Raw genomic sequence first — 20,939 nt, 5'->3', positions numbered from 1 at the left:
CGCGCCGAAAAACGGACGTGGAGAGTGTATTTGGTCATGTCAAACAAAACCTCGGGTACCAGCGATTCCTCCTGCGAGGGCTGGAAAAAGTCCACGTGGAGTTCGGCTGGGTAGCCCTGGCTCACAACATGAGAAAAGTGGCGGCGGCGAAACGCCGCCAAAAGAAGCAAGCAGCATAAACATCTACAAAAAAAGCCATGGTCACCATCTTCTTGGATGGCGTCCATGGCTTTTCAGTTTAGAGGCTTTTGATACAGCCCCTTTTATTGTTTAGGAAATTATATTTTTCGAATTGTGGATAACTATCTCCCTACTGTTTCATTAGCGTCTAGCTTCAGCGCCCAGCCTCTCGGGGTTAAATAACCTCCAGTCATTAAAGGAAAAGAAAAGAGAAGCAGTATCCGAAAAAAGCGATTCAGGATGTTAATCCTAGTAAGACAGCTCTTATTGTGATTGATATGGTGAACGGATTTGCCAAACAGGTAGCATTATATCACCAGAATATAGAGATCTTAATTGAGCCTATCCGCAAAACTATGAAGGACGCTAAGGCAAATGCCATTCCGATTATTGGTTTTGGAGACGCCCATGAAAAGCATTCCCTAGAGTTTAATATTTTTTCCAGAACATTGTGTGGAAGAAACGGAAGAATCCAAATTTGTCCCTGAACTGCTGTCGATTTGTGGATCCCTAAAAGGTCTACGAATGGTTTTCTTGAGGAGAGATTCCAAAAGTGGCTGAGGGATAACAAGCAGATTGAAACATTTATTGTAGTTGATGATTGCACAGATATTTGTATTCTGCAATTTGTCTTAAGCATGACAGCTTTCTTCACAAAACAAGGTATAGAAAAGCAAATGATCGTTCCGGTGAACCTTGTTGATACGTTTTCTCACAATGAGCATCCATCTGAAACAATCAACCTTTTTTCCTTTTATCTGATGGAACAAGCCGGAGCGGAGCTGATTGAATTGGAATCATAATCGAACATATTTACACCAACCAGTGATTCAAAAAGAGCCATCCCTGACTAGTTTTAGGGATGGCTGCTGAGTTGTTAGTAAGCTCCATCAGAATAAGTTAATTCATAGCTGTGGCTGTAGATTTCGACCAGGTTTCCAAATGGGTCTTCGCAATAAACCATGCGGAAAGGCTTTTCCCCCGGATAATATTCACGAACAGGCATCCGCTGCTTTCCGCCATAAGCTTTAATCTTTTCCATAAGCCCTTCCAGATCAGGATCCTGCACACAATAATGAAAAATCCCTGTCTTCCAGTACTCAAAGTTGTTCTCCGGTGTTTCATTATTCGGAAATTCAAACAGTTCTATTCCTATTTTGTCCGATGTAGAAAGATGGGCAATACGGAATTTCCCCCATCCCGTCCCAAACACATCCTTGCACATAATACCAATCGGGCTGTCATCCTCCAGAACTTCCGAAGGTTCCATGATTACATACCAGCCCATGACGTTTGTATAGAATTCTACCGCTTTGTCTACATCAGGCACTGATAGACCGATATGAGAGTAAGCACGTGGATATGGTGCCATTAACAATTCCTCCTTCTACATAGTAATGTGGACAAATTAAAATATATTTAGTACTGGTTTGATAAGTAAAAAAGAATATTAGGCAGAAGATGATAAAAATAGTAGACAAAATGGAAAACTAGTTTATAAAATTAACTTTGTGGTAAATATTACAGAAAACTGCTAATATTATAAATAGAACATTGAATAAGGGGAGTTGATAGTTTAGAAGATTAGTTGTAAAAGCAAAGTAGAATACTTTTTACAAATGATTTACCACGCGTAAAAGTTTTATGTACTCACTATTGTTTGAGACTTGTTCATACTTTTATGCGATGGAGGGGAAAAGTAATGGACAGGAAAAAAGTTTTCTTACCAAGTTTTTAACTGCTTTTTTAGCATTTGGAGGAAGTCAAGCAGCTTTTTGCTCAACATGGAGAAGATTTAAATTGTGAAGACTTCGATACACAAGCAGAAGCCCAAGCACATTTAGATGCGCATCTAGATGATCCTGATGATCTGGATCGAGATGGAGATGGAACACCATGTGAAAGTCTTCCTAGTGGGGACTCAAGCAATACGGGTGGAGAAGATGATGAAGGAACAGAAGGAGATACTTCAGATGAGTCCGCTTCAAACAATGATGCCAATGAGGATGTAGAAGAGAGCAAGAGAGCAATAATGAAGAAGACCAAGGCGGTGAACTTCCGGATACTGAAGCCCGCTGCCACTTGGAATAATTGCAGGATTAGCTAACAAAACTAGAGGTCACACAGTGTTAACTGGGCATAGAGACACGGTATTCACGGGGCTAGGTAAATTAGGGAAGGTGACTCCCTTAAAGTTCATTATGGCGGGGAAGAATTTGAATACGTAATTAATAATATTTGGATTACTGATGCTAAAGACCGATCTGTTATCGTTGAAAAAGAAAAACCTACATTAACTCTTACAACTTGCTATCCATTTGATTATGTGGGAAACGCACCTGATAGATATATTATTTAAGCAGAAATAGTTCCTTAAAAATGTAACACAACTTGTGTCATCCACTGCACAAGTTGTTTCAACAAAGTGACACAAACTGTGTCATTGTACTCCTAAAAAGGAAATAACTCCCTAGAAAGATAACCCTGTCCCTTTTGGCATTTATTTTGCATTAATAAAGGATGAAGTGGTTCATATCATTATTATTCGGGAGGGATAGGTATGAAAGCTGCAGTAATGGAACAATTAAAGAAACCATTGGTCGTTCGTCAGGTGGAAGACCCAGCTGTGGATACCAACGGTGCTATTGTTCAAGTGCAAGCCAACGGCATTTGCCGATCGGATTGGCATGGTTGGATGGGCGATCTTAGCTGGGTGGACGTGAACCTCGAACTGCCATGGGTCTTAGGGCATGAATTTACTGGTGTCGTGGAGGAAGTCGGCAACGATGTGAAGAATTTTAAAAAAGGTGACCGCGTTATTGTTCCTTTCAGCCAAGGAGACGGTACGTGCGAGCAATGTTTGTCCGGGCACCATAATATTTGTGACAATCTGGAGATGCCAGGCTTTTCTTACTGGGGAGGCTTTGGGGAATTTACAGCCATTCCGAATGCAGACTTGAACATGGTTCGTCTGCCAGAATCAGTTGGCTTTGAAGAAGGTGCTAGTGTTGGCTGCCGTTTTATGACTTCTTTTCATGCCGTGACCGAACAGGCTAAAGTAAAGCCTGGTGAGTGGGTGGCTGTTTATGGTGTAGGCGGCGTAGGTTTGGCTGCAGCACACATTGCTAATGCAGCGGGAGCCAATGTAATCGTTGTCGATATCAGCCAGGAAAAACTTGATCTAGCGGAGTCGGTAGGAGCATCGGTGACGATTAACGGGAAAGAGAATAATCCGTGGGAAGCCATACATGAAATAACCAAAGGAGGTGCTCATGTATCCATTGATGCGCTTGGCATTGCTGAAACGGTAACGAATTCTATAATGTCTCTTCGAAAACGGGGAAGGCATATTCAAATCGGTTTAACTACAAGTGAAGAACAAGGCATTGTTCCTATTCCAGCAGACTTAATTACGATGAAAGAGCTGCAATTTATTGGTTCATTCGGTATGCAGGCTCCAAACTATCCTTCCATGCTTGAAATGATAGGAACCGGAAAACTTAACCCAGGCAAGCTGGTGACAAATCACGTATCGATTGATGATGTGAGCAGTGTGATTGAAGGAATGAGTACTTTTAATAACGTAGGAGTTACGGTTGTGAATAAATGGTAGCGCTTACTAATGTTTAATTAAAATAAAACCAAATCTAAGGAGGAAAAAACATGGAACAAACAGTAAATCTTCATCCAAAAGTAGCTAAGTTCTTGGAAGGGCAGAAAAAACTATTCATTAATGGTAAATGGGTGGATTCTGCAAATGGGAAGACGTTTGAAACGAGAAACCCTGCTACCGGAGAAGTTCTGATTCAGGTTAGTGAAGCGGAAAGAGAAGACGTTAATCGTGCGGTTGATGCTGCCAGAGCGGCTTTTGACAATGGGGCCTGGTCGAAAACTTCTGCCGCTGAGCGCAGCCGATTAATCTATAAAATGGCAGACTTAATGGAGGAAAATTTAGAAGAGTTAGCGCAAATCGAGACACTGGATAACGGGAAACCAATTAACGAAACTCGGCTTGGCGATATTCCGATGGCTATTGAGCACTTTCGCTACTTCGCCGGCTGGTCTACTAAAATTGTAGGACAAACGATTCCGGTTTCGGGCAACTATTTTAACTACACCAAACATGAACCGGTAGGAGTAGTCGGACAAATTATCCCATGGAACTTTCCTCTTCTTATGGCGGCCTGGAAGCTGGGAGCAGCACTGGCTACGGGTTGTACTGTTGTGTTAAAGCCTGCTGAGCAAACACCATTGTCTGCCCTTTATTTAGCAGAGTTAACCCAAGAAGCCGGGTTCCCTGATGGAGTTATTAACATTATTCCAGGGTTTGGGCCCACTGCCGGTGAACCGCTCGTAAACCATGAAAAAGTGAACAAAGTAGCTTTTACTGGATCTACTGAAATTGGAAAACAAATTATGCGTCAGGCGTCTGACACAGTAAAGCGGGTAACACTTGAGCTTGGAGGGAAATCTCCGAATATCATTCTTCCGGATGCAGATATGTCAAAGGCTATTCCAGGCGCGCTGGCCGGTATTATGTTTAATCAGGGTCAGGTTTGCAGTGCAGGTTCTCGGGTTTTCGTTCAAAAGAAAGCGTATGATAATTTCGTTGCAGATATGGTTAGTCATTCCCAAAGCATTCAGCAAGGCCCGGGTCTTGATTCCAATACGCAAATGGGGCCTCTTGTATCTGATGTGCAGCAAAACCGCGTGATGAATTATATAAAGAGTGGACAAGAGGAAGGCGCGGAAATGTTAACGGGTGGTAAGAATCCTTTTGATAATGGATATTTTGTGGAACCAACGGTATTTGCTGGAGTAGATGATAATATGACCATCGCAAAGGAAGAAATTTTCGGACCAGTGGTCGCTGCGATGCCGTTTGAAGACTTAGATGAGGTCATTGAACGCGCGAACAATACGAATTACGGTTTGGCAGCCGGATTGTGGACAGAAAATGTGAAAAATGCCCATTATGTGGCCAATAATCTGCAAGCAGGAACGGTCTGGGTTAACTGCTATAACGTCTTTGATGCTGCCTCTCCATTCGGCGGATTTAAGCAATCCGGAAGCGGCCGGGAAATGGGATCTTATGCGCTTGAAAACTATACTGAAGTTAAAAGCGTTTGGATTAACATGAATTAATAGAAATCAGGGTGCCCTATACTGGGCACTCTTTTTTGTTTGGCAGGGGAAGAGCTGAAAGAAGGAAAAAGAGAGCTGAATCAAGAAAGCGAAGAGCTGAACCAAAAGAAATGCACTGCTATTCTCATTAGAATCCCAAAAAAAAGCAAAATTTTTCTCCTCTCTTTCACCAATTTATTGTTTTCAAAATGTTATAATAAGTCTGACACATAAAAATTTATCTACTTTACAATCTTTTTGGGAGGAAAAAAATGAACGAAAAAGCTTGGGAAAATTTTATCGTAAAAAACCAAGTGTCCAAAGACATTCCAGAAGATATCGTAATGTCATGGAAACGAAGCGTTCGAGCCGGTATTCGACCGGATTTAAAAAAAGCTCCTCAAATTCTTAACCATCAAGATATACAACATATCGCCTCTACCAACCTATTGCACCGTATTTTTTCTCAATTAAGCGGAGAAATGGAAAAGTATTTTAATAAGTATGATATCTCCTTAAGTCTCGCAGATGAAGAAGGGCGGATTATTGCATCCTTTGTCGAAGGTCAATTAAAAGAAACGTTGCAAGAAATACGGTTTTATGAAGGAGGCCACTGGAACGAATCTAAGTCAGGAACAAATGCTATTGGTACAGCCCTGGCTGCAGACAAAGCAATTGTTATTAAAGGGGCTCAGCACTTTTGTGAAAACTGGCACCCGTTTTCCTGTGCTGGTGTACCGATTCGTCATCCGCTTAACCAAAAAATAGCGGGAATTTTGGATTTAACCAGTGTTAATGAGCTTTTTCCCGACAATGCTTTAAGTTTGACGGCAGTTTTTGTGCAATCAATGGAATCACTTTGGCATGCAGAACTCCTTCAAGATACAGAAAAAATAAGACAAGAATTCAAAACATATCTGAAAAACATCAAGGAAGATGATGTTTTAGCCGTTGACAGCTCTGGAGGCATAGTAGATAAATTTACAAAAGGATCGAATCAGGATATAGAGCACCTCATTCCTTTGACATTAAGGAATCTGAAAAAAGGAGAGAATAAAGAGGAAATACCGCTGGAAAACGGTACCGATGTGAAAGGCAGAATAATCCCTGTTAAACGAAATGGCCGAATGGTAGGAGGGATTACCCATATAAGAAAGGAAAGAAGTTTAGGAGCTTTCCGGCAGGAACAAAACAGCGACTCACCATTCTCTCGATTAATAGGACAAAATGATAATTGGAAGCAGGTAATCGAAAGTGCCAAACGGGTGGCTGCCCGGAATATGCCTGTTTTGGTTACCGGAGAAAGTGGAACAGGCAAGGAGTTGATAGCTCAAGCGATTCATGAGGCAAGTGACCGAAAAAACCACACCTTCTTGGCTGTTAATTGTGCAAGTCTGAATCACGAGCTGGCAGCTAGTGAGCTGTTTGGATATGCCCCCGGGGCTTTTACCGGAGCTTTAAAAACGGGGAAAAAAGGGTGGTTTGAAGCAGCTGATGGGGGTACCTTGTTTTTGGATGAAATCAGTGAAATGCCATCATCCATTCAAGCGATGCTGCTACGCGTATTGCAGGAAAAACAGGTTATTCGAATCGGTGAGCATACCCCGAGATCTGTTAACGTCCGTATCATAGCTGCCAGTAACCGAGACTTAAAAGAATGGATTCAGGCTGGAAAGTTCCGATCTGATCTTTACTTTCGCTTGAACGTCGGGCGTTTGCATCTGCCTTCTCTTCATGAAAGAAAAACTGATATTCCAGTATTAGCGAACCATATTTTGAAAAATATAGACAACCAATTTCAAATAGATGCTTGTGCTATGGAAGTCTTACAAAATTACAGCTGGCCTGGCAACGTTCGGGAGCTTCAAAATGCAATAGAATATGCTGTATTATACGCGAGAGACCGGGTCATAAAAGAACATGACTTACCAGGAGATCTACTAAATAATGAAAACCAAAGGTATTCGATGGGACTCCATCTTGTATCAAACGAAAAAAATAGGCAATCAAAAGAGACTAAGATCAGCGAAGAAGATCAGCTTTTGAAAACAATCGAGGCATGCAGATTTAATATGACTCAGGCCTCCAAAGAACTAGGTATTTCGCGTAGTACTTTGTACCGGAGGCTAAAAAAATACGAGCTGCAAGTGTAGCAGTACTCACTTAGTAGCAAAGCCACTCTCAAAAGAGGTGGCTTTTTGTTGTTTAGGAAATTATGTTTTTACAAGTTGTGGATAACTATCTCCATATTGTTTGATCCGCGTCTAGCTTCAGCGCCCAGCCTCTCGGGGTTAAATAACCTCTAGTCATTAAAGGCAAAGAGCGCCTTTAGTGCCTGGAGAACATTTACCTGTCGAGGCTGACCAGGGCGCTTGCGCTTTTGTTTACACTGGGCGCTCCGGGAAGTGACACGATTATAATAACAGTCCTGCAAGTAATGATGAGCCATCTAGACTTACAAATGTCCTTGCCGGAAGCATTCGCTGATCCAAGAGTAAGCCAGCGAAATAACTTTGACAGCCGAGCTGATTACGAAGAAGAATATTGGAATCAAGAATTTAAAACAATGAAAATTGAATGGCAAGAAATGGGCCATCGTTTCTCCTCTGAAGTCGGCAGCAGGAATCGAATTTTTAAATGACAGCAGAGTACGGCTGACAACTGAAGCCATACGACGAGGAGGCGGAGTGCGCCATGGTATAATCTGATATACCTATTGAACAACAGCCAGGGATAATTCCCGGGTATGGACCGTTTGGCCAGCCAGTACCAGGAGTTCCAGGAAAAACTCCGTGGGTTTGGCTGCCAATACCGTTTCCACAATAGCCAAATTACTTAAAAAAAGCCTTCATAAAGTGAAATTTCATTTTTGAAGGCCCTTTTTTTTAATTTATTGAATCACTTCAAAATCAAAATTTCTGCTGATCTGCTCAGCTATTTCTAACACTAAAGGCAGGTATTCATTTAATACCTTATCAATATCACTTCTGCCAGAATGCGTTGCACAGTTCACCGCCGCAACGACTTCTCCTCTTATGTCTCTAATAGGAGCAGCCACAGAAACTAATCCCATTTCTAATTGATTGTGGCTTAAAGCCCACCCCTTCTCACGTACTTCTTTTAAGTCTTCTCGAATTTTCTCTTCTGAAGTAATGGTTTTTTCTGTGTAGGCATGCAGTTCGGCTTCTTGAAAATAATGTTCTAATTTATCAGAAGGGAGATAGGCCAAAAGCACTTTTCCTACCGACGATGCGTGTGCAGGAAGACGGGTTCCTACTCCTAACGAATGTTTCATTATTTTATTGACTGGAACACGTGCAACATACACAACCTCGGTATCGTCGAGTGTAGCCAGGGAGCTGGATTCCTGGATATTCTCCGATAACTTTTCGAGATACGGAGTGGCAATTTCCCATATATTTTGAGAAGAAATGTAAGAATACCCTAAAGACAAAATTTTTGGTGTCAAAGAAAACCTTCCATCCTGAGACTTTGCATATCCTAGTTTTTCTAATGTGATTAACACTCTTCGTGTCACAGGACGAGGAAGGCCGGTGAGTTTAGACGCTTCACTAATCGTTAAATGAGGGCTGTTGTTGAAAGATTTTATCACTTCTAATCCCCGTTCTAAGGTTTTAAGATAATCACCAGAATTTCCGCTTTTCTGTTTTGAATTTTCATTTGAATTGTAATTTTCTAAATTTTTATTTGACAAATTGTACGCCCCCCTTATAATATTATGTGTAAGTTGTACGAATAATAAAATATTGTACGATAATCGTACAATAGGGATTAGTTGTTGTCAATAAGATTCACCCTTACTTCTTAGCATATAGGGGGGCTATTAAAATGAAAAAATTACTTACACCAGAAGAAGCAGTAAAAAAAATTCAAACGGGGGATACTGTGCTCGTTGGAGGGTTTGGTTTATCTGGTTCCCCCCTGACGTTAATTGATTCTTTGCTAGAGCATGATGCAAAAGAGCTCACAGTAGTAAGTAATAATCTTGGAGAAGAAGGAAGAGGTCTTGGAAAATTATTAATCTCTAATCAATTAAAGAAAGCCATAGGCTCCTATTTCACCACAAATAGAGATGCAGTGAAAGCATGGGCTGCCAATAAATTAGAAATTGAGTTAATTCCGCAGGGAACCTTAGCAGAATCACTAAGCAGGCGGAGCAGGAATTGCCGCTTATTTCACAAGAACTGCAGTTGGTACAAAGTTAGCAGACGGAAAGGAAGTTCGTGAATTTGACGGCGAGCCGTATGTGTTAGAAAAAGCGATCAAAGGAGATGTTTCATTAGTGAAAGCTTTGAAAGCGGATACAATGGGTAACCTTTACTATCACAAAACAGGAATGAATTTTAGGGACAGCTTTTATAGTACCTTACATGTTTGTGTATGGACCGACTCTTTTATTAATTGGTCAGCCAATCGATATTGTCATTAGTGTAGTTACCGCAGTGATTGGAATTATGGGAATTGCTGCTGCAGCCGAAGGATGGGTATTCCGGCATGCTCTCTGGTACGAACGGATTTTACTGTTCGGCGGTTCCATTCTTTTAATTCAGCCAGGGGCAATGTTTGATGTCTTAGGAGTGAGCGCATTGTTAGCTGCGATACTATTGCAAAAATTCACATTTGTTAATACGAAACAGCCCAATGAAAACATTAGTGTGTAATGGTGAGGAGTGAAAGAGATGAAAAAGATAGCAGTAGTTGGTTCAGGCGTAATGGGGAGAGGGATTGCATACGTTTCAGCCCTAAGCGGATTCAATGTACACGTAAACGATATTCACTCAGAAGCCCTAGACAAAGCGAAAGATTATATTCAAAAAGAATTAAATAAAAGTACAGATAGGGGATTTATTCAACAAAAAGATGCTGAACAGGCGATGCATCAGATGACTTTCTCTACAGATGTGAAAGAGTGTGTACAGGATGCTGACCTGGTGATTGAAGCTGCACTCGAAAAAATGGATGTAAAGGTAAAGGTGTTCAAAGAGCTAGACGAATTATGTCCTGAATCTACCATTCTTGCTACAAATACTTCTACGATGAGCCCCACAGAAATCGGAGCCCAGACCTCCCGCCCGGATAAAGTGATTGCCATGCACTTTTTTAACCCAGTTCATAAAATGAAGCTGATTGAATTAATTAAAGGACTCGACACCTCGGAGCAAACCGTACAAACAGTAAAAGAGGTTGGAGAGCAGCTAAATAAAGAAACCGTGGAGGTAAATGAGTTTCCAGGCTTTGTAACCAGCAGAATGAATTGTCTGATTGGAAATGAAGCGATGAATCTTTTAATGGAAGGAGTAGCTTCTGCTAGAGATATTGATAAAGCCATGAAACTGGGATTAAACCATCCGATGGGACCCCTTGAGCTTGCTGATCTTGTCGGATTGGATACTAGACTGCGAAATATGGAATACCTTCATCAAACCCTTGGGGAAAAGTACCGGCCTTGTCCCCTGTTAAGCAAATACGTAAAAGCGGGAAAATTGGGGCGGAAAACAGGCTCCGGTTTTTATCAATACGAATAAACCCACAATGGCAGAGGAAGTAAATGTTATTGAAATGATGAAAAAGGAGCGTGAAAAAATGGATTTTAGCTTCAGTGAAGATATTGAACTGTTAAGAAAAGGCGTCCAAAAGTTTGTGAAAGAAGAAGTAGAAAACGCAGCAATGGAAATAGAAGAAAAAAATGAAATACCTGAAAGAATTAAAGAAATGACAAAAGATATGGGGTTGTTCGGTTTAAGTATTCCAGAAGAATATGGCGGCCTTGGACTTGACATGGTAGGAAAATGCGCGATCTATGAAGAGCTTGGAAGAACCCACAACGGCTATACCACGCTTGTTGGTGCTCATACGGGTATTGGCAGTGTCGGTATTGTAGAGCTTGGAACAGAAGAACAAAAACAAAAATACTTACCTAAAATGGCAACAGGTGAATGGATTGGTGCTTTTGCACTGACAGAACCGAGTGCAGGGTCTAATGCCGCGAATTTAAAAACAAGAGCAGAGAAAAAAGGAGATAAATATATCATCAATGGTTCGAAACACTATATTACGAATGGTCTGGATGGCCATGTTTTCACAGTGATGGCTGTCACTGATCCTGACAAAGGAGCTAAAGGCATCACTTCTTTCATAGTAGAGAAGGATTTTCCTGGTTTCAAAGTAGGGGCCATAGAAGAAAAAATGGGTCTTCGAGGATCTCACTCTGTTGAGTTATTTTTTGAAGATATGAAAGTACCAGAAGAAAATGTATTAGGAGAGGTTGGCCAGGGTTATGTGAATGCGTTGAAAATTCTTGCTAACGGAAGGGCAGGTTTATCCGCACGAAATTTGGGTTCCTGTGAAAGATTGCTAGAGCACTGCATGAAATATGTCTTTGAAAGAGAACAGTTTGGTAAGCCAATTTTTGAACATCAGGTCATTCAACATAAACTTGCTGATATCGCGATGGAAATAGAAGCACTTCGTTCTCTTACGTATCGCGTAGCCTGGATGACAGATCAAAAACAACGTGTAGTAAAAGAAGCAGCGATTGCTAAATTGTACGGTTCTGAGGTTTATAACCGGGTCGCAGATATTGCTGTCCAAATACATGGTGGGATCGGATACATGAAAGAGTACCCAATCGAACGATATTTCCGTGATGCGAGGATTACAAAAATATACGAAGGAACATCTGAAATCCAGCGTAATATCATTGCGTCTCAATTAGAAAGAGAAGCGAAACAAGCCGGCAAAATAGGAGTGAAATAATAATGAATAATTCAGTAATTATTGATTCCGTGAGAACAGCGATAGGGAAAATGGGCGGTACTCTTCAGAATGAATTAGTAGATTTTCTTACGGCCAAAGTGATTGAAGAAGTGAGTGAACGCTCAGGCATTGAGAAAAATGATATCGATGAAGTAGTAATGGGACAGGCGAAGCAAAGCGCTGATTCGTCCAATCTGGCCCGACTTGCCCTTCTTCGTGCCGGGCTTCCAGTAGAGGTGCCAGGGTATACCGTTCACCGGCAATGCGGCTCAGGACTTCAAGCCATTAATAATGCTGATATGCAGCTGCGGCTCGGTCTTTCGGATACTATAATCGCCGGTGGAGCAGAGAGTATGAGTACGGCACCATACTATATGCGTCACGCCAGGTTTGGGTATCGTGCTGGTAATGGGTTACTTCTTGATCCGAACACAGAAAGCCAGCCTAACTCCCAGCCGGTAGAAGAATACGGAAATCTCACAATGGGGCTGACGGCAGAAAATCTAGCAGAAAAATATTCTATTTCAAGAGAAGAACAAGACGAGTTTGTACTGCATAGCCAGGAGAAAGCTAAGAATGCTATTGAAAAGGGATATTTTTACAAAGAAATCGTCCCGTATGCAGTGAAAAAAAGAAAAGAGACAATTGTCTTTGATACTGATGAACATCCAAGGCTTACGCCGCTGGAAAAACTGGCTGAACTCCCGCCTGTGTTTAAAGAAGGTGGTTCGGTCACCGTTGCAAGTTCAAGTGGAAGAAACGATGCAGCCTCTGCAGTGTTAATGATGAATGAAAAGAAAGCTGCTGAAAAAGGACTGGCACCGAAAGCTAGCATAATAGCACAAGCATGTTCAGGGGTAGCTCCTGACATTATGGGGATCGGCCCGGTATATTCAACGAAAAAAGCGTTAAAGCAAGCAGATCTAGCTCTTGAAGATATAGGGCTGATTGAGTTAAATGAAGCATTTGCAGCTCAAACCCTGGCGGTTGTAAAAGAACTTGGCATAGATCCTTCAAAATTAAACGTAAACGGCGGTGCGATTGCTTTAGGCCATCCTATTGGGGCGACTGGAGCTATCCTAATGACGAAGCTGCTCCACGAAATGGAACGCCGTGGAGAAAAATATGGACTGGCCACGTTATGCATCGGCGGAGGCCAAGGTATTTCTACAATAGTAGAAAATCTGCAAGTGTAAGAGTCTGCTCGTAATAAAGAAATGAGGGATACAGGGTGAATCCAGAAACAAATATGGAAAAAGTCAAATCAGTATTTGTAGATAGTCCTTTTTGGAAATTTATGGGGTTTGAGATAGAAAAACTAGAAGAAGGCGAAGCTTGTTTGCGCCTGGAGGTTATTAGTGAACCCGGAAGAAAATATACACCCAGGAGCCAAGCGTTACTATGAAGAAATTGGGGTAGCCGATGAAGAATAGTGATTATATTATGCACGGGATAAAACAAATCCCGCGTATTTTAATTTTTTAACCTATATTTAACCTGCGCTGCGTATAATAAAGTAACATTTGCCTATTAGTAATAGAAGGCAAATATGAACCAATCTGTATGAAGAACGAAGACCAAACGTCTAATTACCTGCAGGGAGGGAACAGCACAAAATGGATGAAAAGGAGAAGGTAACGACAGAAAAAGGGGCAGCCTCTTCAGCATCACCAGGAGAGCAAGTTGGGAAAACGTCCATGGGCTTAGACGAAAACGTTGCTGGACTGTTATGTTACGTATTTAGGACTGGTCTCAGGCATTGTTTTTTTAGTTTTGGAAAAGGACAGCAGGTTTGTTCGTTTTCATGCATTGCAATCGATATTCATTTCTGGGACATTAGTAGTCGTTAATATTGTGCTGACAGCAATACCGGTTTTTGGATGGCTGCTTGGAGTATTATTATCTCTTATCGGTTTTGTTTTATGGATTGTTATGATGCTGAAGGCTTATCAAGGAAAACGGTTTAAGTTGTCTGTTTTTGGTGATATGGCGGAAAAGCAGCTGGATCAAATGAGAAAATAATTTAAAAGCTTTCTCAGCTACTATGCTGCCAGCTCTTTCAAGCTGTCAGCTTTTCTTGTTTCTCGGTCGCTTTTTTCGTGCTGTGCAGAAGCATGCCAGTAATAATAACAATAAGTCCAATTGAAGCAACTGAGTTTGGTAATGGGGCAGACAAAAGCAAGATTTCACCTATAATAACAAATAATACTTGTGTCGACTGAGTAGCTTCTACGGCAGCCAGTTTACTTTGATTTTCTCTTACCCGGTCTGTCGCAATAAAAAATAAAGTAGTAGCTGCTACTCCAGAACAAATAGCTACAATGAATGACTGAAGAAGTTGACTTGTTGATGGACCTCCACTTTTTATCCAACCAAAAATACAAATCATCAGCCAGAATGGAAGACTTGCCAGGGTCATTCCTAATACTCGTTGAAATGTATCTAACTTACCTCCGCAAACCTCCATCATTTTTCGATTTCCTAATGGGTAAGCAAATCCTGCCACTATCACTGGGATTATTCCAATTAAAATATCTTTCAATGCCAGAGTATCTGCGCTTTGCAGCTGAATCATGGCTACCCCGATTAAAATAATAAAGGATATACAAAGTGCTCTTACTGGTATTTTTACGTTCTTAAAAAATACAGGGCTAATTAAGACACCCCCGACAATAGTTAGCTGCCAAGTGCCGGCAACGAGCCAGCCCGGTCCGTATGAAGCGGCATATGTCAGGGGTGCATAGAACAGAACAAATCCAACAAAACTCCATCCTAACCATGTAAACCGCTGCTTTTTCATTTTTTGAATGACTTGTTTCAAGTTATGTCTAAAAAGTACAATAAGAAATAAAAAAGGAAGCATAAAAATAAATCTCAAGGAAGAACTCCAAACCCAGCTGCCACCTGAAAGCTCCATGGAACGATTCAATATAAATGTAACCGCAAAGAACATGGATGATCCCAATAAATAATTCTTTCATAAAATGTCCTCTCTCAAGTTTGGTATATTATAATTTGCTTTTGATTAATTATATTATACTTTTTTATTTGGAAAAATACTACATCTGTATTTAAGGAGTTTTAAACTATGAGTAATCCAGAGGTTTTAGTGAAACGTGTCGGTACTACTTTAAGAAAAATAAGACAGGAACGGGGAATGAGTTTACAGGGATTAGCACAACGGGTTGATGTAAGTAAATTGACTTTAGGGAAAATTGAAAAAGGAGAAGCGAATCCCTCCCTCTCGGTTATTTGGAAAATAGCAAATGGATTGTCTATCCCAATTTCAGTATTACTTAATGAAGATCAAACGGTGAAAATATCGCGAAAAAATACGGGGAATAAAGTGGTGAGTGCCAATAGTGCCTGCATCCTTGAACCGATGTTTAATGTTTCGCATTACGGGTCGATTGAAATGCACAGAGCTTATTTAAAACCAAACAGTGAATACTTTCCTGGGTCACATCAATCAGGGGTTGTAGAATATGTAACTGTAATGGAGGGGGAGGTGAAGATTAGTATAGAAGGTGAAATGTTTTATCTGCATCAGCATGATTCTATAAAATTTAATGGAGATAGAGAGCATGCGTATATTAACTCAACGGCTGCGCCTGCTGTTCTGCACTTTGTTATGACATATACCAATACATGATGTTTATTATAAAAGACTTGAAGGGAGGAAGTTGGGGTCTGGATAAGGTTTTGAAATTCCAGTTACCTGTATTTTGGGATATGCTAAGATAAAGACAGAAAGGTAAATCATTCATATAAAGGGAACGTCTGTAAAGAAAAGGCCAACATTACATAAAAATTATAGGAGGGTGGTAAAGTGAATACGAGCTTGCTATATGGCAAAAAAGGATTAGATATTGAATTGCCTGACCGTACAAAAGTGATTGAACCTAAACATATTCCAGGGTTAGGAGAAAAAGAGAAAGAAGAAGCCTTTCAAGCTATGAAAAAACCAACAGGGCAAAAACCTCTAAAAGAATGTGTGAATGCTAATGAGACGGTAGCGATAGTAATCAGTGATTCAACCAGACCTACCCCAAATCATAAGCTTATTCCCTGGATATTAGAGGAGCTTAACCATGTTCCTAACGAACAATTTGTTATTATAAACGGAACAGGCAGTCATCGAGATAATACATATGCCGAACTTTGTGAGATGTTAGGAAAAGAGGTTGTCGACTCTGTCCGTGTAATAAACAATCAGGCTTTTGACCCTTCTACTCAAGCATATCTTGGTACTTCTTCGACGGGAGCAGAAATATATTTAAACAAAGAATATGTAGAAGCTGACCGAAAAATTGTTACCGGTTTCATAGAACCGCACTTTTTCGCTGGTTTCAGCGGCGGACCTAAGGGAATAATGCCTGGAATAGCTGGAATAGATACTATCATGCACTTTCACAGTGCAAAGATGATTGCACATCCAATGAGTACATGGAGGATATTAAAAGATAATCCAGTACAGGGAGAAGCCACGGAGATTACGTGTATGGCAAAGCCAGATTTTATGTTAAACGTGGCACTAAACAAAGAAAAAGAAATAACAGCCTTTTTTGCAGGGGATGTAGTGGAGGCTCATCGAGAAGGCTGCAAGTATGTGAAAGAACATGCGATGGCTCCTTGTGAGGAGAGGTTTGATATCGTCATTACTTCAAACAGCGGCTACCCGCTTGATCAAAATTTGTATCAAGCGGTAAAAGGAATGAGTGCCGCCCAGAAAATTGTGAAAGAAGGCGGAGCCATTTTATGTGCAGCAGAGTGTTCTGATGGTCTGCCTGACCATGGGAATTATGCAGATATTCTAAAAGAGTGCTCCACCCCGCAGGATCTTATTGATATGATTAATGATCCAAACTATTCTAAGTTTGATCAATGGCAGGTTCAAAAACAGGCCATGATCCAAGTGTGGTCAGATGTTTATGTGTACTCCACATTACAAGCTGCGGATTTAGAAGCTGCCATGCTGTCCCCAATACGCAATATGGAAGAAACCATTCAAAATATAATAAAAGAAAAAGGAGGGCAGGCTTCGATTGCAATCATGCCGCAAGGGCCGTTAACCATTCCTTATATTGAAAATGAATAGTATACTATTCAATTTTAATGTGTACTTTAGATATCGCATTATATCCGTAACCTTTTTTGTTCCAGTCGGGTTTTTCCGGCTGGACTCTTCCGGTAGAATCAGATGCCCGTAATAATATAATATATTCTCCTTTGCGGGCTTCCTTCCACAAATAGTGCCATGGTGTCCAGGAATAAGGACCCTCTTGGGATCGGTCTAATATCACAGGATCCCATTTTTTTCCTTGATCAAAACTAATTTCCCCCTTCGAAATACGGCCCTTTCCTGACCAGGCAATTCCATAAATTAAATGATATCTTTCATCCTGTACGGAGTAGTCTAATGGCTGTTGTATGATTGAATTAACGTTCATGTAGGTCACCGGTCTCTTTTTTTCTGAATTATCTTTAGAATAATAGACGTAATCAATGGTCTGAAAAGGTCCATAAAACGGCCGGTTTATTACAGTTATTTTCTTTAACCATTTAACAGAAGCCATTGCGTACCATCGGGGTACTATAAGGCGAAATGGAAATCCATGCTTGTAGGAAAGAGGCTGGTTATTATACTCATAAGCAACGAGGATATCTGGATGAAAGGCACTTTGAAGAGGGAGACTTCTTGCAAAAGGAACTGTTTCCTCCATATCTTTGCGTTTGCCGGCATCAAAACCCTCAAATACAACTTCCTGTGCATCTGCTTTTATACCCGTCATAGATAATAGAGCAGTTAAAGGAACTCCTTTCCACACTCCCTGGGTGACAGCGCCATCTTTCCATTGTTCTCCAAAAGTACGAGGCTCAAACATAGCTCGTTTATTACCTGCGCATTCCAATACCATTTTAATCGTTTTAGAAGGCATTTTTAAAAGATCATAATAATGAAAGGTTAAAGGGGTTGATACTTGACCGCTAATCGAGAATATAAAATTTTCCGGTGTTATTAGAGGATAGGCAAAATGGTTGCGGCGGTAAGTATATTCAGAAGAAATAATACGCGAGCGTAAAAAATGAATAGGTGATTCCTGGTTGTCAGGGTCTAAACTCCTTGTAATGAGGTAAGGTCTATTCTTGTGATGGTAATAAATCAGCAATCCCTCCTTTACACGTTATAAATAACTTATTTCCGGCGCAAGGATGGTATGCTGATTTGTTCCCACCGATCTTCTTCACTTTTTATTTATCGTTTGCTCTGTGATTTATCTTCAGCATATTGTCTTTGGGGATTCATTTGTGAAAGAGATTCAGTAACAACATTTTCGGCTTTCTGCGCGTTTTGGTCGTCTTTTTCTGCTTTTTTTAATACTTGTTCAGCTTCATGAGGAGAATGATTTTCAGCCAATTTTACACCTCCTTTTCATACCTGCACGAAATAAAGCAAAATAGAAAAGGTTAATGCTCTTCTAGACTTTCCACAGAAACTTCGAGTTCGTTGTCTGGATCATCAAGAGCATAAATTCTTACAGTGTTATTTTGCTCATTTACATGTTGAATATAAACAGGGGTGCCATCATAAGTAACATGTGCCATCACTGGTGATTCTGAGATTTCCCGTGCTCGCATGACGTTCACGTGATTTTCCTCCTTGTTTAATACATTAATTGTCAGTATGCGCGGAAAATGGCTATTATATGTGGATCTGGGGGCACCTTTAAATTTTTCATTAATATACTGAAGATGTGATTAACTTCTCCGCAGCAGAGGGAACATACTAATACACTGCGAAAAGGAGGTAGGAAATTTGGCACTGCAACCAGGAGATATAGCACCAGCATTCACGTTGCCATCTACAGATAAGAACGATATCTCCCTATCTGATTACAAAGGAAAAAAGAATGTTCTAATAGTGTTTTTTCCTTTAGATTTCACCCCTGGCTGAATTAAGGAACTAACCTCTTGGAAAGAGGAATATAAAAGATTAAAGGAAAAAGGTACAGAAGTATTAGGAATTAGTGTTGATCATATTTATTCTCAAAATGTCTTTGAAGCAAGCCTTGGAACGCTTCCGTATCCTTTATTAGCAGACTGGCATAAAACTGCTGTAAGAAAATACGGGGTGTTCAATCAAGAAGATGAAGTTGCCATTCGTTCATGCTTTTTAGTTGATAAAAACGGAACGATTATTTATGCAAACACTAAATTTAATGCTGACAATAAGGACAACTATGAGGAGATTATTCAAGCAAGCATATAATTTGAAAACACACTCCTATGTTTAAAATGGTTACAGCACAAGCGGCATTTTCCCCACCAATAATACCGCCTGTATGTTGGGCTAAGGCAGTTTTTTGATGGTGAGGTCCTTGTCGAGCTTTTCCTCTAAGCTTCCACACCAGCTCTGCTGTTTACCATGCAAGGGCATTTGATATACTCTTTAAGCTGTAAGAGTATATTCAGAACTTTTCAATAAAATAATCAGCTATTTCCTCTGGAGAGCGGTCACCGTCTGGCTGGTACCATTACTGGATCCAGTTTAATGAACCTAAGATCATTAGTCTGGATAACTTGACATCTATGTTTTCTCCGCTTTTTATATCTTCAATAAGTATTGTATCTATGCACTTTGCGTATTAGGATCGACAGCTTAGAATTTCTTCTAAATTTTGACCGGAAAAATTGTTTTCCGGTTTATTATCAAGCTGGACATGGCATTTTCTTTTGTAGATAAATGAATGTGAGAGCTGATCATAGCTTCTGCTTTATCTTTGCTGGATTTACTGGTCTCTTAAAATGTCATCAATTTTTTTGTTTAAATATTCATTTGCCAATTCATTAAGATTAGCAGGGTGCGGAATTGTAACTAGTAATGAAGAAGTAAAAAGGGGAGATTTAAAAGAGTAAGACCTTTAAGACAGTATATTAGTGTTATTCCATCTTTTTCAAAGTTAACTTTTGAAAATCAATGACAAAATTATTATCCACTAAGATATCTAATCCTATCAGCCCTGTATGATGTTTTGGAAGAACTCCTACATCCACTTTTTGATTGATCAGAACGTAGCTGCCGATCCGTATTGCATCCATTATTTTGGTATAAAAAGGGGCTGACCCTCCTATACCATAGGCTTCGTAAACGGGGTCGCCATTTTCATAGGTGACTCCGATTTTCTCAAGCACATCAGGAGTAAGAATAGTGTGGGAAGATCCTGTATCTATAATGACATCTTCTATATACAAAGAGGCACCCCTGAAAAGAACAGTAATTGAAGAAGTTAAAAGTCCGCCGTTAAATTGAAGGTTCATTTCATACGCTCTACCTTTCTAAATGGGTCTCGTCTGATGTGTATGATGCATTCTTCATTTGATGTATGATAAACAATCGTTCCAGGTTCAGAGCGGAAAAGTTCTTTATTTGCTTCTTCATCAGGAACGGAACGGATAGGGGAGACATCATGAACGATTTTTTTATCGTTTTCTTCTGTATAGTCTAAAATAGAAACAAGGACAAACTGATTAGGAAACAAATCTCTTACTTTCTGCCATTTCATAGAGAATACCTCCTCGTATATTATATTTAAGCCCTCTTTGAAGAGCTTATTTTCTTTTTCCTTAAGGCTTTTTTTACATACTTTGTTGTTGAATATAGCCACAGTTGAAATACACTTCGCTCCGCGGGCAACGCTTCAGCCTCCTCGGGAGTAAAACGCTCCCTGCGGGGTCTTCAGCCGTTGCTTTTCCCGCAGGAGCGGCGTAGCGCCTTTCTGTGCACCTCTCGTCCTCCGTGTCCATGACAACAAAGATGATCCGGAGAAGCCGCCAAACGGAGACATACGACCTCGAGT

26 protein-coding genes and 2 pseudogenes are annotated in these 20,939 nt (G+C 40.5%); 20 read left to right on the top strand and 8 right to left on the bottom strand.

The features are described from left to right. From ACE1TI_RS20055 to ACE1TI_RS20045, 3 genes and pseudogenes are all read left to right on the top strand, one after another. Positions 1-167: pseudogene (locus ACE1TI_RS20055) on the top strand (transposase); the annotation flags it as partial. A gap of 282 nt (positions 168-449) precedes the next feature. Continuing rightward, on the top strand, positions 450-668 hold the full coding sequence (locus ACE1TI_RS20050) for a cysteine hydrolase family protein (RefSeq protein WP_375009307.1): 219 nt from the start codon (positions 450-452) through the stop codon (positions 666-668). 12 nt (positions 669-680) lie between these two features. Next, a complete protein-coding gene (locus ACE1TI_RS20045) occupies positions 681-983 on the top strand; it encodes a cysteine hydrolase family protein (protein WP_375009306.1) in 303 nt (100 codons plus the stop codon). Between the two features lie 74 nt (positions 984-1,057). Here the strand turns inward: ACE1TI_RS20045 and ACE1TI_RS20040 are convergent, their stop codons facing one another. Then, a complete protein-coding gene (locus ACE1TI_RS20040) occupies positions 1,058-1,552 on the bottom strand; it encodes a lactoylglutathione lyase family protein (protein ID WP_375009305.1) in 495 nt (164 codons plus the stop codon). A 381-nt stretch (positions 1,553-1,933) separates the two neighbouring features. On the opposite strand from ACE1TI_RS20040, the gene ACE1TI_RS20035 reads away from it, so the two are divergent. The 6 genes and pseudogenes from ACE1TI_RS20035 (at position 1,934) to ACE1TI_RS20010 (ending at position 7,945) form a co-directional block, all read left to right on the top strand. Next, entirely contained in the window at positions 1,934-2,287 is a 354-nt protein-coding gene (locus ACE1TI_RS20035) for an excalibur calcium-binding domain-containing protein (protein ID WP_375009304.1), read from the top strand. A 10-nt stretch (positions 2,288-2,297) separates the two neighbouring features. After that, positions 2,298-2,539, top strand: a pseudogene (locus ACE1TI_RS20030) (sortase); the annotation flags it as partial. 201 nt (positions 2,540-2,740) lie between these two features. Continuing rightward, positions 2,741-3,793: a zinc-binding dehydrogenase gene (locus ACE1TI_RS20025; RefSeq protein ID WP_375009303.1), complete on the top strand. Its 1,053-nt coding sequence runs from the start codon at positions 2,741-2,743 to the stop codon at positions 3,791-3,793. A gap of 50 nt (positions 3,794-3,843) precedes the next feature. Further along, a complete protein-coding gene (locus ACE1TI_RS20020) occupies positions 3,844-5,325 on the top strand; it encodes an aldehyde dehydrogenase family protein (protein WP_375009302.1) in 1,482 nt (493 codons plus the stop codon). Positions 5,326-5,576: 251 nt separating this feature from the next. Then, the gene (locus ACE1TI_RS20015; protein ID WP_375009301.1) at positions 5,577-7,457 is read left to right on the top strand and encodes a sigma-54-dependent Fis family transcriptional regulator; all 1,881 of its coding nucleotides are present in this window, start codon (positions 5,577-5,579) and stop codon (positions 7,455-7,457) included. Between the two features lie 227 nt (positions 7,458-7,684). Next, positions 7,685-7,945, top strand: coding sequence for a gamma-glutamyltransferase (locus ACE1TI_RS20010; protein ID WP_375009300.1), 261 nt, complete (start codon positions 7,685-7,687; stop codon positions 7,943-7,945). 249 nt (positions 7,946-8,194) lie between these two features. On the opposite strand, the gene ACE1TI_RS20005 is transcribed toward ACE1TI_RS20010, so the two are convergent. Beyond that, positions 8,195-9,019, bottom strand: coding sequence for an IclR family transcriptional regulator domain-containing protein (locus ACE1TI_RS20005; RefSeq protein WP_375009299.1), 825 nt, complete (start codon positions 9,017-9,019; stop codon positions 8,195-8,197). A gap of 134 nt (positions 9,020-9,153) precedes the next feature. Between ACE1TI_RS20005 and ACE1TI_RS20000 the strand changes: the two genes are divergently transcribed. The 8 genes from ACE1TI_RS20000 (at position 9,154) to ACE1TI_RS19965 (ending at position 14,103) form a co-directional block, all read left to right on the top strand. Next, positions 9,154-9,552: a CoA-transferase gene (locus ACE1TI_RS20000; protein ID WP_375009298.1), complete on the top strand. Its 399-nt coding sequence runs from the start codon at positions 9,154-9,156 to the stop codon at positions 9,550-9,552. After that, positions 9,488-9,754, top strand: a complete 267-nt coding sequence (locus tag ACE1TI_RS19995; protein WP_375009309.1) for a CoA-transferase — start codon at positions 9,488-9,490, stop codon at positions 9,752-9,754. Before ACE1TI_RS20000 ends, ACE1TI_RS19995 begins: the two co-directional genes overlap by 65 nt. Next, entirely contained in the window at positions 9,696-9,986 is a 291-nt protein-coding gene (locus ACE1TI_RS19990) for a DUF3394 domain-containing protein (RefSeq protein WP_375009297.1), read from the top strand. The genes ACE1TI_RS19995 and ACE1TI_RS19990 overlap by 59 nt, the downstream gene beginning before the upstream one ends. 18 nt (positions 9,987-10,004) lie before the next feature. Further along, a complete protein-coding gene (locus ACE1TI_RS19985) occupies positions 10,005-10,850 on the top strand; it encodes a 3-hydroxyacyl-CoA dehydrogenase (protein WP_375009296.1) in 846 nt (281 codons plus the stop codon). A gap of 58 nt (positions 10,851-10,908) precedes the next feature. Continuing rightward, positions 10,909-12,081 carry an acyl-CoA dehydrogenase family protein gene (locus ACE1TI_RS19980; RefSeq protein ID WP_375009295.1) on the top strand — a complete coding sequence of 391 codons (1,173 nt, stop codon included), beginning with the start codon at positions 10,909-10,911 and terminating at the stop codon, positions 12,079-12,081. Positions 12,082-12,083: 2 nt separating this feature from the next. Further along, positions 12,084-13,277 carry a thiolase family protein gene (locus ACE1TI_RS19975; RefSeq protein ID WP_375009294.1) on the top strand — a complete coding sequence of 398 codons (1,194 nt, stop codon included), beginning with the start codon at positions 12,084-12,086 and terminating at the stop codon, positions 13,275-13,277. Positions 13,278-13,312: 35 nt separating this feature from the next. Then, entirely contained in the window at positions 13,313-13,486 is a 174-nt protein-coding gene (locus tag ACE1TI_RS19970; RefSeq protein ID WP_375009293.1) for a hypothetical protein, read from the top strand. A 311-nt stretch (positions 13,487-13,797) separates the two neighbouring features. Beyond that, a complete protein-coding gene (locus ACE1TI_RS19965) occupies positions 13,798-14,103 on the top strand; it encodes a DUF4870 domain-containing protein (protein WP_375009292.1) in 306 nt (101 codons plus the stop codon). Positions 14,104-14,140: 37 nt separating this feature from the next. Here the strand turns inward: ACE1TI_RS19965 and ACE1TI_RS19960 are convergent, their stop codons facing one another. Continuing rightward, positions 14,141-15,034 (bottom strand): DMT family transporter, encoded by an 894-nt coding sequence (locus ACE1TI_RS19960; protein WP_375009308.1) that lies wholly within the window; start codon positions 15,032-15,034, stop codon positions 14,141-14,143. Positions 15,035-15,169: 135 nt separating this feature from the next. On the opposite strand from ACE1TI_RS19960, the gene ACE1TI_RS19955 reads away from it, so the two are divergent. Both ACE1TI_RS19955 and larA read left to right on the top strand, forming a co-directional pair. Further along, positions 15,170-15,733 (top strand): helix-turn-helix domain-containing protein, encoded by a 564-nt coding sequence (locus tag ACE1TI_RS19955; RefSeq protein ID WP_375009291.1) that lies wholly within the window; start codon positions 15,170-15,172, stop codon positions 15,731-15,733. Positions 15,734-15,910: 177 nt separating this feature from the next. Beyond that, positions 15,911-17,179, top strand: a complete 1,269-nt coding sequence (gene larA, locus ACE1TI_RS19950; protein WP_375009290.1) for a nickel-dependent lactate racemase — start codon at positions 15,911-15,913, stop codon at positions 17,177-17,179. A gap of 4 nt (positions 17,180-17,183) precedes the next feature. Here larA and ACE1TI_RS19945 read toward each other — a convergent pair whose 3' ends face one another. The 3 genes from ACE1TI_RS19945 to ACE1TI_RS19935 all read right to left on the bottom strand — a co-directional run bounded on the left by ACE1TI_RS19945 (position 17,184) and on the right by ACE1TI_RS19935 (position 18,729). Continuing rightward, a complete protein-coding gene (locus tag ACE1TI_RS19945; protein ID WP_375009289.1) occupies positions 17,184-18,251 on the bottom strand; it encodes a sulfite oxidase in 1,068 nt (355 codons plus the stop codon). 86 nt (positions 18,252-18,337) lie between these two features. Continuing rightward, positions 18,338-18,499 carry a hypothetical protein gene (locus tag ACE1TI_RS19940; RefSeq protein WP_375009288.1) on the bottom strand — a complete coding sequence of 54 codons (162 nt, stop codon included), beginning with the start codon at positions 18,497-18,499 and terminating at the stop codon, positions 18,338-18,340. A 50-nt stretch (positions 18,500-18,549) separates the two neighbouring features. Beyond that, positions 18,550-18,729, bottom strand: a complete 180-nt coding sequence (locus ACE1TI_RS19935; protein WP_375009287.1) for an H-type small acid-soluble spore protein — start codon at positions 18,727-18,729, stop codon at positions 18,550-18,552. Positions 18,730-18,898: 169 nt separating this feature from the next. Here ACE1TI_RS19935 and ACE1TI_RS19930 point away from each other — a divergent pair, with 169 nt between their 5' ends. Continuing rightward, on the top strand, positions 18,899-19,351 hold the full coding sequence (locus ACE1TI_RS19930; RefSeq protein WP_375009286.1) for a redoxin domain-containing protein: 453 nt from the start codon (positions 18,899-18,901) through the stop codon (positions 19,349-19,351). Positions 19,352-20,022: 671 nt separating this feature from the next. Here the strand turns inward: ACE1TI_RS19930 and ACE1TI_RS19925 are convergent. Together ACE1TI_RS19925 and ACE1TI_RS19920 are read right to left on the bottom strand one after the other, a co-directional pair. Then, positions 20,023-20,400 carry an aspartyl protease family protein gene (locus ACE1TI_RS19925; protein ID WP_375009285.1) on the bottom strand — a complete coding sequence of 126 codons (378 nt, stop codon included), beginning with the start codon at positions 20,398-20,400 and terminating at the stop codon, positions 20,023-20,025. Then, on the bottom strand, positions 20,397-20,645 hold the full coding sequence (locus ACE1TI_RS19920; protein ID WP_375009284.1) for a hypothetical protein: 249 nt from the start codon (positions 20,643-20,645) through the stop codon (positions 20,397-20,399). The genes ACE1TI_RS19925 and ACE1TI_RS19920 overlap by 4 nt, the downstream gene beginning before the upstream one ends. Positions 20,646-20,939 lie beyond the last annotated feature (294 nt).

The organism is Alteribacillus sp. JSM 102045, from assembly GCF_041949975.1.
Classification (GTDB): domain Bacteria; phylum Bacillota; class Bacilli; order Bacillales; family Marinococcaceae; genus Alteribacillus.
Note: the sequence above shows the minus strand (reverse complement) of the source record. Positions and strands in the feature narration are given on the sequence as shown.